The following is a 13,350-nucleotide window of genomic DNA, read 5'->3' as shown; positions in this document are numbered from 1 at the left end:
AGGACCGCTCAGGATAAAACAACGATATTAGATAAGCGCCGGTCGTCGAGCAAGCATTGCTGCATAAATGTGTGATTGCTGCTCTTGAAAATAGAAATTATGCATCAGTTATCCTTTGGGACCTACCTCTGTGCGCCCGCTTAGTCCTGCTTCGCGTCGCTTCTGCCGTTTAAAACTAAACCGCAGCCATCCTGCCGCTGAAAAAGACCAGCAAGAAGAAAAAACTTACTTGAAAAGCACTTATCCCCCTCCCGCCGACGGGCTTTGTGTCCCTTTTTTGTGCAAAGGCGTAGTGGGGTGCAAACGATGCCCCCGCCCAAGCCCGCTGCGGGGTCTGAGGGATGTTTCGCAATTGCACAGAGTGCAAGGCTTTGCAAAAAAGTGCAGTGGCCTTGCACATGCGCCACAGGACGGCAGGGGAGTGGTCACGCGGACGAGGTGCCCGGATTACGGGGACTACGGCTGTGAAAACCTGCAGCAGGCGGTGTTTTCGTTTTCGGGGCCGTTCATATCTGGGGTCAACCAACCACCTTCGAACCCTGCGCAAAAACGACTGAGAGGCCCAGCCTGTAGGGGGGGGCAAGCGTTTATAGGCATTGCACAGCATCGCCATCAATTCCCGGTTGTTAGTACCAGCCCAGAGCGTGTGGAAAAAATCGCTGAAACGATGGGCGGGTGGCTTTTTTCCAGGCGAGGGGTGGGAAAAGGGTAATTTTAGTAATTGGCAGGTCATAACGGGCTGGAGCCCTTATAGAACGTGGCTTTCAGCCATTACCTTGGAGGGTAATATAAGGTAACGAGAGAGGTAATATTTTGTTCAAGCCCCCATTTTGCTGGGGTTGGCGGCTCACTGGCATTACTAGCTCTGAAAGTAATTTTCTAACCACTTACTTACCTTATTATTACCTCTATAAAAATATATCAACTACCTGATTTTATTGGGCTTTATCCAATTTTTCACAGCTCATTACCAAAATTACCTTTTTCCCACGCCTCAACATAAATCGTTCAAAACGCCTGTTCTGACCGTTTTCTGCAACCTGGTGCATTTAAGCCATGGGACTGACGTGGGACAGATCCTACGCACGCGACCGGGCTGCAGCCCTTATAAACCGGGGGCCTTGGTTTCGAAAACCGCGAACGGGTAGTTTCGAATCTCTCCTTCACCGCCACATTAAGTAAACACAAACCCCCGGTTTTCCTAGAGGAAACCGGGGGTTTGTGGTTTCTGGCGTCTAAAAAATCACCTCTTGCTCCAAAAGTCATCACCCCTTCGCAATCACACCACTCATATACTCATTCAAATCGCGAAAATCCTTAACACTCCAAGCGTGCGGCGGCACCTTCACGCCATTCTCCCGTAGCGTCCTTGGAATCAGGTCTCCATTGGGCCGAAGTATGACCGAAGACACAATGACGCCCGGGTAGTCGCTCATGCGTTTCTTGAATGCGCGTGTTGTCAGGTCCGGGGTAGGAGGATTGCTCTTATTGGCCAGGGGCCCCGTGGCCTTGAGATCTGCTCCGTGACACATGGCGCAGCGTTGTGAATAGAGGTTCTTGCCATTGATGTTATCCGCGAAGGACAGTGGTGTGTGAATCAGCCAGGCCAATCCAAATGAAGCAATGAGTGAAGCTCTCACGGGTATACGTCCTTGTTTTGTCATTGGGGCGGGCTTTGCAGGGGCCAAGGCGCCTCAATGCCTATGTCGATGATGCACATCCGGAAAATGCGCGTGACTATGCCGCACCGGGCTGTGGACATGCACATGGTTATGCGGCACTGCCGGGTCCCATTCAAAGTCGTGTTCGTGCTGGTGATGATCGTCATGCACGTGGCGGTGCCCGTGTTCCATTGCCTCATGTTGATGGTCATGGGCGTGCCGCTCCGTCAGGTGTAGCCACACGCCGATGGCCATCAGTGCCGATGCTGCCCAGAACGCCAGTGTCACCGATTCCCCCAGCACCAGCAGCGCTGTCGCCGCGCCGAGGAACGGTGCCGTGGAAAAGTAAGCGCCGGTCCGCGCACTGCCGAGCCCGCGCAGGGCCAGGACAAACAGGACCAGGCTGATGCCGTAGCCCAGGAACCCCACCAACAGGATCGGCGCCAACTGCGCCAAGCCTGGAATCTGTGCGCCGAGATAAACCGCCAGGCTGCAATTGACCAGCCCGGCCATCAGCCCTTTGGTGCCAGCGATGAACACGGCGTCAGACGCGGAGACCTTGCGTGTCAGATTGTTATCAATCCCCCAGCACAAACACGCCAGTGCCACCGCGAACGGCCCGGTCCAATCCTGCTGGCCGCCGCCACCGCCTGCGCCGGATAGCGCCAGGCCACCCAGTACGATGGCAAACATGCCGAGGACGATGCGCCGATCGGCGTTTTCCCTGAACACCAGCCACGCGATCAGCGCGGTCAGGACCGACTCCAGGTTGAGCATCAGGGAGGCCGTCGCGCCGGAGGTGTGGGTGAGGCCGAACATCAGCGCAACCGGGCCGAGGATGCCGCCGAATGCAATGGCGCCGAGTAGCCAGGGCCATTCCGATGGGGTCAGTCCGCTGGGTTTCCAGCCGCGATCACGGATCAGCCGCACGCCGGCGAGTCCCACGCCGCTGCCGAGGTAGAGCAGGCCGGCGAGCAGTATGGGCGAGAGGCCCAGGCCGAGGCTTTTGGCGAGTGGGGTGCTGGCGCCGAAGAGGGCGGCGGCGGCCAGGGCGTAAACGATGCTGAGGTTCATGGGGCGTCCTCGAAGGTAGGCCCCATGATACGACTTATGTGGCTTTGTTCATGCCTGCACGTAAAGCCAGGCTGCCTGTTTAATGCGTCAGGCAAGCAGGTCTTCGTAAAAGGCGCCGTAGGGTTTGCTCGGGTGGGCGATCTGGATTTCGAGGATCCACAGTCCCGCATTCGGGTAGTGCTCGAAGTCGCCAAGGTCGCCGCCACGGTGGATGGCGTGGGGGAAGTCGCTGACGCGGTGGCCCTTGATGTCGAGGTTCAATTGCCAGCCCATGGCCTGGGCTTGTGCTTCGGCGTAGCGGTACAGCTCGAGGCCGACGACCTGCTCGTTTTTCCAGCGTGCCTGCACGCGGTCGAAGAGTTCCTTGGCCGCGCTGGCGCAGGCGATCATTTCCGGGTCGTTGCCGGTGGCGAACGTGGCACCGGCATCACCTTCGTGGCCTTGCCACACGGCGCCCATGTCGATGAAGAAGATGTCGTCTTCGCCCAGCACCGGGTCACCTTCGGAGCGCTGGTTGAACGCCTTGAGGGTATTGGCGCCAAAGCGCACCAGCAGCGGGTGCCAGATGCGTTGCATGTCGAGGTCGGCGAGGACGTGCTTGCCCAGTTCGCGGGCTTGGGATTCAAGCATGCCGGGGCGGATGCGTTGGGCGAGTTGTTCGATGGCTTGCCAGGTCATGGCCTGGGCGTAGCGCATGGATTCGAGGCTGTAGGCGGCGCCCACGGCTTCCTTGGTTTGTACGGTCACCAGCGGTCCCTCGGCTTGTGTTGGTTTGTCGTTATGCTTTTTACTATATAGCGCGGGAATGGTGTAGTGACAGCGCAAATTATGGGGGCTGACCCACCGTCATCGCAGGCAAGCCGGCTCCCACACAAGCCAGCTCCCACATGGGGTAGGCAGGGTGTCAGATATGCAGCCATGCCAGGCTGCCCAGCACCACCGCCACGCCCGCCGCCGCATACGACATGCGCTTCAACCACTCCTTCCTCGTCAATAACGTAATCGCCGCCAGCGAAATCGCGATCTGAATCGCGGTCATCGCCTGGGCCCAGCGGTGGTGCTGGTGCAGCGCCTGTTCCGACTTTTCATCCCATTCCTTCGAGGTGGCCTCAAGCTTCTCGGCTTGCTTGCGCACGTCTTCCTTCTGGCTTTTGTAGCGCTCGATCTCGTCCTTGTAATGCGCCGCGTCCACGCCGGGAATGTGGGTGGCCAGTTCCGCCAGGTTCTGTCGGCTGGATTTGGCCTGGTAGTAGTTCCATTGGTTGGCGGCTTCGGTCTTGATGATGGCGGCGTTGTTTTTGTCCATCGCCGCTTCGCTTTCGGTGGAGCCGGCCTGGTAACTGAGCATGGCGCCGAGGGTGGCCATGAGGGCCGTCATCACGGCGATGCGGCTGGCGAAATTGTCCCCGCGGGCGTGGGCATGTTCGGTGGTGTGTTCGATGTGTTTTTCGTGGGGGCTGGGGACTTCGAAGGCTTCGGACATGGGAGCGTCTATGAAGGGACTAAGGGAGTCTGATTCTTCACCAGCGAAGCTGTCTCAAGCCTGTACGTAACGTCGGATCAGCCAGCCGTACACCGCGACGTTGACCGCGACCACCACCGCGCCGAGCGCCAGTTGAATATCCGGCGTCAGCCCGGCGGGGTAGATCAGCGTGAGGATGTAATGCTCGATAAACCCGCCGCCATAACCATCCTGCCCGGCGAGGTGGCGAAACAGGTTTTCCCAGCGGGTCAGCGGGCAGGGCAGGTGCAGCAGCTCAACCGCGATGCCCCAGGCCACGGCAGGCAAGTGCAGCCAGATCACGCGGCGCCACTTGAGGGCGAGCAACCCACCGAACAGCACGAACAGGATAAAGCTGAGGTGAAACAGCACCAGGCTGTCGGCGGCGAGACGGTAGAACATCGCGGGCACTTCAAAAGAAAGGGCGCACAGTCTAAAGGGTTGCCTGGCGGCAAGGGTGGCCGTTATTGTGCTGAATCCTTTTAGTCCTCCGCCCCCAAGGTTCTGTAGTGATGAATGCACCGCGTACCGCTGTCCCGATCAAGGCCGTGATTTTCGATATGGACGGGTTGTTGCTGGATACAGAAGGCATCTACACCGAAGTCACGCAGATCATCGCTGAACGCTACGGCCGCACCTATGACTGGGGGATCAAGCAGCACATCATCGGGCGTGGTGCCCAGGACCTGGCCGACTACGTGGTCAAGGCGCTGGACCTGCCGATTACCCCGGCGGAGTTTTTGCGGGTCCGCGAGCCCTTGATGAGCGAGCGTTTCCCCACCGCCCTGGGCATGCCCGGTGCCGAAGCGCTGGTGCGCCACTTGAAGGCGCATGACATTCCGATTGCCGTGGGCACCAGCTCGTCGCGCAATTCGTTTGGCCACAAGACGACGTTGCACCGCGAGTGGTTTGGCCTGTTCGACACCATCGTCACCGCTGACGACCCGGAAGTCGGCGCCGCCAAACCTGCGCCCGACATCTTCCTCACTGCCGCCCGCCGCCTGGGCATTGCACCCGAGGACTGCCTGGTGTTCGAAGATTCGCCGTTCGGCGTGACCGCCGCCAAGGCTGCGAACATGACCGCCATCGCCGTGCCGGATGAGGCCATGGCCGACAGCAAGTACCAGCATGCCGACCAGATCATCCGCAGACTTGCGGACTTTGACCTGGCGGCTTACGGCTTGCCGCCCATCCGCTGAATAAACGCGGTAAAAAATGTGGGAGCGGGCTTGCTCGCGAAAGCGGAGCGTCAGTCAACAGATTGATCGACTGATCCACTGCTTTCGCGAGCAAGTCCGCTCCCACATTGGGTTTTGCAGTGTTCCAGCAAACTAGGCGCTGAAACCACCATCGATGGTCAGGCTCGCCCCAGTGATATAACCGGCTTCCGGGCCGGCGAGGTACGCCACAAAACTGGCAATCTCCTCCACATGCCCATACCGCCCCACCGCCATCAGCCCGATCAAGCTCTCGGCAAAATCACTGTTCGCCGGGTTCATGTCGGTATCCACCGGCCCAGGCTGCACGTTGTTGATGGTAATCCCGCGTGGCCCCAGATCCCGTGCCAAGCCTTTGGTCAAGCCCACCAGCGCCGCCTTGCTCATCGCATACGGGCCACCGCCGCCAAAGGGCATGCGCTCGGCGTTGGTACTGCCGATATTGATCACCCGGCCGCCGTCTCCCATATGCTTGGCCGCTTCCTGGGTCGCAATAAACACGCTGCGCACGTTGATCGCCAGGGTCTGGTCGAAGTCTTCCAGCTTGAACGCTTCCAGCGGCGCGATGGCCAGGACGCCGGCGTTGTTCACCAGGATGTCCAGGCGGCCAAAGGCTTCGACGGTGGCGTTGACCGCGTTGCGGATCGCTGCGGCATCGGCGCTGTCGGCGTGGATCGCCAAGGCTTTGCCACCTTCGCTGATCACGCTGTTTTGTAATTCTTCAGCCTTGGCGGCCGAGCTCACGTAAGTAAAGGCAACCGCTGCACCTTGCGCCGCCAGGCGCTTGACGATGGCGGCGCCGATGCCGCGGGAACCGCCTTGAATCAAGGCGACTTTGCCGCTGAGGTTGTGTGTGGTCATGTCGATCTCCTAGTTGTTCAAGGCGGGATGCCTTGTTGTTGGAGCCGAGTATCGACCTCACCCACCCCTATCGGTAGACCGTGATTGCTATAGTCTGTGTAAACCAAAAGTTTAGAGTGTGGCGATATGGAAAGCTTTGGCAGTATCGAATGCTTTGTGCGCAGTGCAGAAGGTGGCAGTTTTGCCGAGGCGGCGCGGCACCTGAGCCTGACACCGGCAGCGGTGGGCAAAAGCGTCGCCAAGCTGGAAGCGCGCCTTGGTGTGCGCCTGTTCCAGCGCAGCACCCGCCGCCTGACCCTGACCGAAGCCGGCAAGCTGTTCCTTGAAGAAGTCAGCGGCAGCCTCACCACCATCCAGAACGCCGTGGCCAACCTGGCCAGTGCCGAAGGGCGGCCGGTGGGCACGCTCAAGGTCAGTATGGGCACGGTGTTTGGCAACCGCTACGTGGTGCCGCTGTTGGGCGCGTTCATGGCGCGCTTCCCGGACATAAGCCCGGACTGGCATTTCGATAACCGCCAGGTCGACCTGATCGGCCAAGGCTTCGATGCGGCCATCGGCGGCGGTTTTGAACTGCCCCAAGGCGTGGTGGCACGCAAACTCACGCCCGCGCATCGGGTGCTGGTGGCCGCGCCGGATTACTTGGCACAACGCCCGCCGGTGCGGGCGCCCGAGGATTTGTCGCGCTGCCTCGGCATCCTGATCCGCTCACCGCAGACCGGGCGCATACGTTCCTGGCAATTGACCAGTATCGAGCGTGAGCACCGGCCGTTGGTGCTCAAGCCGAGCATGACCATGAGCGACTCCGAGGCCGCCTGTTGCGCCAGCGCCCAGGGCCTGGGCATTGCCCTGGTGAGTATGCCCATGGCTGTGCCGTTTCTGGACAGCGGCGCGGTGGTGCGGGTGCTGCCTGACTGGTACGTCGACGACGGCAACATCTCCATCTACTACGCCGAACATAAACTGCTGCCTGGCAAGACTCGCGCATTTGTAGATTTCATTATCGAGCAGTTTGCCGAGCAGCAGTTGGGGCAGCGCTTCAGTGCGGTTTGATCCTCCTGGTGGACCGAGTCGCCTGCATCGCAGGCAAGCCAGCTCCCACAGGAGAATGCATTTCACCGTTGCACTGCGATCAACTGTGGGAGCCGGGCTTGCCCGCGATGCAGGCAGCTCGGTCTACCGGCCGAACTGGCCCGGCCAACCGATGACCTTCTTTGGCCTGGGGGGCGAATAGGTCCTGATCTTCGACGTCGACAACCCCAGTCGTACCAGCGACTCGGCAATGGTCACCGCTGCTGTTACCCCATCCACCACCGGCACGCCGGTGCGCTGGCGGATCTGCTCATCCAGCCCGGCCATGCCGCCGCAACCCAGGCAGATCACCTCGGCCTTGTCCTCGCGAATGGCCAGTTCCGCCTGGCGCACGATGGCTTCCATCGCGGCCAACGGGTCTTCTTCCAGCTCCAGCACCGCCATGCCGCTGGCGCGTACCGAGGCGCAACGCTGGTAGAGCCCTGCGAGTTTCAGGCGGTCTTCGATCAGCGGCACAGTGCGGTCGAGAGTGGTCACCACCGAGTAGGCATGGCCGAGGAACATCGCGGTACTGGCGGCGGCTTCGGTGATGTCCACCACCGGCACGTTCAACAATTCCTGCAAGCCTTCGCGGCCGTGTTCGCCATAGCCGGCCTGAATCACCGCATCGAACGGTTGGTCGTAGGCCATCACCCGGTCCATCACCGCGATGGCCGCCAGGTAGCTTTCAAAGTTGCCCTCCACCGATTCCGCGCCGAAGTAAGGCGTGAGCCCGACAATCTCGGTGCCCGGCGCGGCCACGGCGCGTGCCTGCTGGGCGATGGTTTCGGTGATGGATTCGGTGGTGTTGACGTTGACCACGAGGATGCGCATGGAATGTCCTTGATTAATGGCTGACGTTATCGACGGCAATGCTTTCGCCACTGACATCGGCGTAGAACGGCTGGCGCTTGGCGATCAGCAGGTACAGCAACCCTGCAATACCGGCACCAAACATCCAGGAGAACGGTGACACGCTGGCGAAACCGGGCAGCAGGGCCAGGAGAATGGCGATCACTGCCGCAGGAACAAATGCCGCTACGGCACGCAGATTGACCCCGCGGCTGTAGTAATAAGCGCCATTCGGGTCTTCGCTATACAGTTGCAGCACATCTACCCGGCTTTTACGGATCAGCCAGTAATCGACCATGATCACCCCGTACAACGGCCCCAGCAGCGCGCCCAGGCCCGACAGGAAGTACACGATCACCAGCGGGCTGTTGTAGAGGTTCCACGGCAGGATCAGTACGGCCACGGTGGCGCTGATCAACCCGGCACGACGGAAGTTCAGGTATTTGGGCGCCAGGTTGCTCAATACAAAGGCCGGCGCGACAAAGTTGGCCATAATATTCACCGCCACGGTGACGATCAGGAACGCCAGGCAACCCAGGACCAGGAAGAAGGTGTTCGGGATGGCGGCGATGATTTCGGTCGGGCTTTCGATTACCCGGCCGTTGAGTTGGAATTGCCCACCGCACAGCAGCACGGTGATCGCGGCAAACACCAGGATGTTCACCGGCAGGCCCCAGAAGTTGCCGACCTGGATGGTCTTGCGGCAGGGTGAGGAGCGGGCGAAGTCGCAGAAGTTGAGGATCAGCGTGCCGTAGATCGACAGCCACAGCGCGCCGCCCGCGAAGATATTGCGCCACATCTCACCACCGCTGAGCGGATCGCGGATCGACCAGGCAATGCTGCCGCCGGTCTGGAAATACATCCAACCGGCCAGCGCGGCCACGGTCAGCAAAATCACCGGCCCGGCGAAGCCTTCGTAGCGGCGCACCATTTCCATGCCGTAGGCCAGGATCACCAGTTGCACCAGCCAGATCGCCACAAAACACGCCCAGCCGAGGGAGGACAGACCGAGGATCGAGTCGTGGTCATAGTCGGCAAAGCCTGGATGAATGGCGGTCAGCAGCACGCGGAAAACCACCGAGGCCAGGTAGGTCTGGATACCAAACCAGGCAATCGCGATGACGGCGCGGATCAACGCCGGAATCTGTGCGCCATGAATACCGAAACTGATGCGGCTGATCACCGGGAACGGCACGCCGGTCTTCTGCCCCATGTAACCCGACAAGTTCATGAAGAAGTACACCAGCGCAGCGCCAATGCCGAGGGACAGCAATATCTGCCAGCCGCCCAGGCCCAGTGCATATAAGCCAATGGCGAACGAATAGTTGGCGATGTTGTGCACGTCGTTGGTCCATAGCGCAAAGATGCTATAGCGCCCCCAGCGTCGCCCTTCGACTTTGGTGGGCGCCAGGTCCTTGTTGTGCAGGCGCGGGCTCAGCACCAGCGGGCCAGGGTCGACGGCCGCGGAGTGGAGGGCGGAGGGCAGATCCAGTGCGATGTTATTCGAGAGACTTGTACGCATTCCGGCAGGCTCCAGCACATCCGCAGGAGAGCCGCAGATGGCAAAGTGTATGTAGGTTTTGTATTTATTGTATACAAAGCGCTTTTCACCTTAAGCCACATGCGTGCCAGTTTTCGATCTATGAAAACTGTAGGTAATTTCGTTTTTGTAGGTGGGATAAATAAATTACTGAATTACAAGAAATATAAATTGACCGATTGAACAGCTATTTATTTTTTGGCGGGAAGAGGGCGATTCACGAACGGGAAAGATAGGCGGGAAGAGGTGTTACGTATTGGTGCGGACAAGCAAAAATTGCACACATAAATGGCACCGATAGTTACACGTGTGTGTACATCTCTAATGGCCAATACAAAACAAATGTGGGAGCGGGCTTGCTCGCGAATGCGGAGTGTCAGTTGATACATTCATCACTGATACACCGCATTCGCGAGCAAGCCCGCTCCCACATAAGCTCATTCCACATTGTTTACTGCATCAGCCTCAAGCCTTGCTGATGATGTTCCCCGCATGCAGCCCACATTCCTTCTGCGTCGCTTCCTCCCACCACCAACGCCCTTCGCGCTCATGCTGGTTCGGCAACACCGGGCGGGTGCACGGCTCGCAGCCGATGCTGATAAAGCCACGCTCATGCAGGCTGTTGTACGGCAGTTCCAGCATGCGGATGTAGCCCCAGATCTCTTCGCTGGTCATCTGTGCCAGCGGATTGAACTTGTACAGCGTGCGCTCTGGCGTGGAGAACGCCGAGTCGATTTCCAGCGCCGCTACCTGGCTGCGGGTGCCAGGGCTCTGGTCGCGGCGCTGGCCGGTAGCCCAGGCGCTGACACCGGACAGTTTGCGGCGCAAGGGCTCGATCTTGCGCACGCCGCAGCATTCGCCATGACCGTCCTTGTAGAAGCTGAACAGGCCCTTTTCCTTGACGAAGGGTTCCAGCTTGGTCTGGTCCGGCGAGATCAGCTCGATGTCGATTGTGTAGAACTCACGCACCTGCTCGATGAACCGGTAGGTCTCCGGGTGCAGGCGGCCGGTGTCGAGGCTGAACACCTTGACGTTCTTGTTCAGCTTCCAGGCCATGTCCACCAGCACCACGTCCTCGGCACCGCTGAAGGAAATCCACAGGTCATCGCCGAACTGGCTGAACGCCAGTTTGAGAATGTCCTGGGCGGACTTGTTGGCATAAGTCGCGGCGAGTTCAGCGACGTCGAAGGCTTGGTTCATCAGCACGGTTCCTACAAGGTCAGTGGCGCTAAGCGCTCTATAGGTGGGCGATGGTATCAAAATCCGCCCTGCGTTGCGGCCGCGAGCTTGAATCGCTAGAGTTCGGCAGTCCTTTTGCTCGCTCAACGTCAACAATATAAATAGGAGTGTCTTGTGGAAATTGCCTGTCTCGACCTGGAAGGGGTGCTGGTTCCGGAAATCTGGATCGCCTTCGCCGAAAAAACCGGTATTGAATCCCTGCGGGCCACGACCCGTGACATTCCCGACTACGACGTGCTGATGAAGCAGCGCCTGCGCATTCTTGACGAACATGGACTCAAGCTCGCCGACATCCAGGAAGTGATCGCCACCCTCAAGCCGCTGGACGGCGCCATCGAGTTCGTCAACTGGCTGCGCGAACGCTTCCAGGTGGTGATTCTGTCGGATACCTTCTACGAATTCTCCCAGCCGCTGATGCGCCAACTGGGCTTCCCGACACTGCTGTGCCACCGTCTGATCACCGACGAAACAGACCGCGTGGTGAGTTACCAACTGCGCCAGAAAGACCCCAAGCGTCAGTCAGTACTGGCGTTCAAAAGCCTGTACTACCGGGTGATTGCTGCGGGCGATTCCTACAATGACACCACCATGCTGGGCGAGGCCGATCGTGGGATCCTGTTCCATGCGCCGGAGAATGTGATCCGCGAGTTCCCGCAGTTCCCGGCGGTGCACACGTTTGAGGCGTTGAAGCAGGAATTTATCAAGGCGTCGAATCGGTCGTTGAGCCTGTAAGGCTTTCAGCGCGGCTGATGGCCTCTTCGCAGGCAAGCCAGTTCCCACACTTGACCGAGTTCCATCATGAGAATGCAGTCAAATGTGGGAGCGGGCTTGCCCGCGAAGAGGCCAGCCCAGTCACTACAAACCGTCCAGTGTCTCCAACAACACCCGCACCTTCGTCAGCGACTCCTGATACTCCGCCTCCCACTGCGAGTCCGCGACAATCCCGCCGCCCCCCCAGCAGCACACTTGCCCGTCCTTGACCAGCAAGCTGCGGATAGCGATGGAGCTGTCCATCTCGCCGCGCACGTCCAGGTACACCAGCGAGCCGCAGTACAAGCCGCGCCGGGTCGGTTCCAGTTCGTCGATGATTTGCATTGCGCGGATCTTCGGTGCGCCGGTGATGGAGCCGCCGGGGAAGCTGCCGGCGATCAAGTCGAGGGCGTCCTTGTCATCGGCCAGGGTGCCGACAACGCTGCTGACCAGATGGTGCACGTTGGGGTAGCTTTCCAGGCTGAACAGTTCCGGCACGCTCACCGAGCCGGTGCGGCAGGTGCGGCCGAGGTCGTTGCGCAGCAGGTCGACGATCATCAGGTTTTCGGCGCGATCCTTGGGGCTGGTCAGCAGTTCGGCGGCGTTGGCGGCGTCTTCTTCTGGCGTCAGGCCACGGGGGCGGGTGCCTTTGATCGGGCGGGTTTCAACGCAGCGTTCGCTGACGTGCACGAAGCGTTCCGGCGACAGGCTCAGCACGGCGCCGTCATCGGGCAGGCTCTGGAACCCGGAGAAAGGCGTAGGGCAGGCTGCGCGCAGGGCGCAGTAGGCGACCCACGGGTCCCCGCTGCACGGCGCGCGAAAGCGCTGGGCAAAGTTGACCTGGTAGCAGTCGCCGGCCTGGATGTAGTCCTGGATCCGCACGATGGCCTGTCGATAGGCCTCGGCGGTGAGGTCGGGGGCCATGGGGCCCTGGAGTTTGAAGGTGGCAGGCGTGTCGGTCATGCCAGCGCTGAACAGCGCAATCAGGCGTTGGCGCTCGCTGTCGGCCAGCGTGGGGTGGAATACAAGTTGGCTGGTCCGCGCCTGGTGATCGCTGATCAACGCCCAGGCATACAGTCCGAAGCGTGCGTCCGGCAGGTGCAGGTCGTCTGTCGCCAGGTGCGGCATCTGTTCCAGGTGCCGGCCGAAGTCGTAGCTCAGGTAGCCGATCAGGCCACCGGCAAAGGGTAATTCATAACCTGGAGGCAAATCCGCCTCGCCCAGATGCGCCACGTTTTCCCGCAAGCGTTGCAGGAAATCAGTGCCGTTTTCGTCAGGCGAAACCGTCAATGTAGCCTGTGGCCAGGCGCTGAGCAGGTCATAACGCCCACGTTCGGCCGCCGGGCGGCCGCTGTCCAGCAGCACCGCGCCGGGGGCATGGCGAATCGCCGTGAAGTAGTCAGCGGGGTTGGCCCGGTAGGGCAGCGGGTGTACGGAGCAGGTAGGCATGCGCGGGATGGATCAGCCGTGTGCGTGGGGGGAGGGGATTGTAGCGCCCCGAAGAACTGGGTCCTAGACCGCGGTTCAAATGTGGGAGCGGGCTTGCTCGCGAATGTGGTGTGTCAGTCACAGGTGTTTCAACTGATC

General features: G+C 60.1%; 13 protein-coding genes. 3 read left to right on the top strand and 10 right to left on the bottom strand.

Annotated features, from left to right (window positions below; translation table 11 throughout):
- Positions 1–1,265: 1,265 nt before the first annotated feature.
- The 5 genes from PSH81_RS20225 to PSH81_RS20205 all read right to left on the bottom strand — a co-directional run bounded on the left by PSH81_RS20225 (position 1,266) and on the right by PSH81_RS20205 (position 4,638).
- Positions 1,266–1,664 (bottom strand): cytochrome c, encoded by a 399-nt coding sequence (locus PSH81_RS20225; protein ID WP_370694871.1) that lies wholly within the window; start codon positions 1,662–1,664, stop codon positions 1,266–1,268.
- 30 nt (positions 1,665–1,694) lie between these two features.
- The gene (locus PSH81_RS20220) at positions 1,695–2,735 is read right to left on the bottom strand and encodes a DMT family transporter (protein WP_305391371.1); all 1,041 of its coding nucleotides are present in this window, start codon (positions 2,733–2,735) and stop codon (positions 1,695–1,697) included.
- An 87-nt stretch (positions 2,736–2,822) separates the two neighbouring features.
- Positions 2,823–3,431, bottom strand: coding sequence for a M24 family metallopeptidase (locus PSH81_RS20215; protein ID WP_225595278.1), 609 nt, complete (start codon positions 3,429–3,431; stop codon positions 2,823–2,825).
- A gap of 208 nt (positions 3,432–3,639) precedes the next feature.
- Positions 3,640–4,218: a DUF4337 domain-containing protein gene (locus PSH81_RS20210; protein WP_192297190.1), complete on the bottom strand. Its 579-nt coding sequence runs from the start codon at positions 4,216–4,218 to the stop codon at positions 3,640–3,642.
- Between the two features lie 54 nt (positions 4,219–4,272).
- A complete protein-coding gene (locus PSH81_RS20205) occupies positions 4,273–4,638 on the bottom strand; it encodes a DUF2784 domain-containing protein (RefSeq protein ID WP_226454876.1) in 366 nt (121 codons plus the stop codon).
- A 110-nt stretch (positions 4,639–4,748) separates the two neighbouring features.
- Here PSH81_RS20205 and PSH81_RS20200 point away from each other — a divergent pair, with 110 nt between their 5' ends.
- Positions 4,749–5,435 carry an HAD-IA family hydrolase gene (locus PSH81_RS20200; RefSeq protein ID WP_192297188.1) on the top strand — a complete coding sequence of 229 codons (687 nt, stop codon included), beginning with the start codon at positions 4,749–4,751 and terminating at the stop codon, positions 5,433–5,435.
- Positions 5,436–5,567: 132 nt separating this feature from the next.
- Here PSH81_RS20200 and PSH81_RS20195 read toward each other — a convergent pair whose 3' ends face one another.
- Complete coding sequence (locus tag PSH81_RS20195) at positions 5,568–6,314, bottom strand: 3-oxoacyl-ACP reductase family protein (protein ID WP_305391369.1); 747 nt, start codon at positions 6,312–6,314, stop codon at positions 5,568–5,570.
- A 126-nt stretch (positions 6,315–6,440) separates the two neighbouring features.
- Here PSH81_RS20195 and PSH81_RS20190 point away from each other — a divergent pair, with 126 nt between their 5' ends.
- A complete protein-coding gene (locus PSH81_RS20190; RefSeq protein WP_192297186.1) occupies positions 6,441–7,364 on the top strand; it encodes a LysR family transcriptional regulator in 924 nt (307 codons plus the stop codon).
- A 123-nt stretch (positions 7,365–7,487) separates the two neighbouring features.
- On the opposite strand, the gene PSH81_RS20185 is transcribed toward PSH81_RS20190, so the two are convergent.
- The 3 genes from PSH81_RS20185 to PSH81_RS20175 form a co-directional block, all read right to left on the bottom strand.
- Entirely contained in the window at positions 7,488–8,216 is a 729-nt protein-coding gene (locus PSH81_RS20185; RefSeq protein ID WP_305391368.1) for an aspartate/glutamate racemase family protein, read from the bottom strand.
- A 13-nt stretch (positions 8,217–8,229) separates the two neighbouring features.
- Positions 8,230–9,756 carry an NCS1 family nucleobase:cation symporter-1 gene (locus tag PSH81_RS20180; protein WP_305391367.1) on the bottom strand — a complete coding sequence of 509 codons (1,527 nt, stop codon included), beginning with the start codon at positions 9,754–9,756 and terminating at the stop codon, positions 8,230–8,232.
- Positions 9,757–10,239: 483 nt separating this feature from the next.
- Positions 10,240–10,974: a phosphoadenylyl-sulfate reductase gene (locus PSH81_RS20175; RefSeq protein WP_305391366.1), complete on the bottom strand. Its 735-nt coding sequence runs from the start codon at positions 10,972–10,974 to the stop codon at positions 10,240–10,242.
- A 153-nt stretch (positions 10,975–11,127) separates the two neighbouring features.
- Here PSH81_RS20175 and thrH point away from each other — a divergent pair, with 153 nt between their 5' ends.
- Complete coding sequence (gene thrH / locus PSH81_RS20170; RefSeq protein ID WP_226454880.1) at positions 11,128–11,745, top strand: bifunctional phosphoserine phosphatase/homoserine phosphotransferase ThrH; 618 nt, start codon at positions 11,128–11,130, stop codon at positions 11,743–11,745.
- 123 nt (positions 11,746–11,868) lie between these two features.
- On the opposite strand, the gene pabB is transcribed toward thrH, so the two are convergent.
- On the bottom strand, positions 11,869–13,212 hold the full coding sequence (pabB, locus tag PSH81_RS20165; RefSeq protein ID WP_305391365.1) for an aminodeoxychorismate synthase component I: 1,344 nt from the start codon (positions 13,210–13,212) through the stop codon (positions 11,869–11,871).
- Between the last annotated feature and the right edge of the window lie 138 nt (positions 13,213–13,350).

Source organism: Pseudomonas sp. FP2335 (assembly GCF_030687535.1).
Lineage (GTDB): Bacteria > Pseudomonadota > Gammaproteobacteria > Pseudomonadales > Pseudomonadaceae > Aquipseudomonas.
Note: the sequence above shows the minus strand (reverse complement) of the source record. Positions and strands in the feature narration are given on the sequence as shown.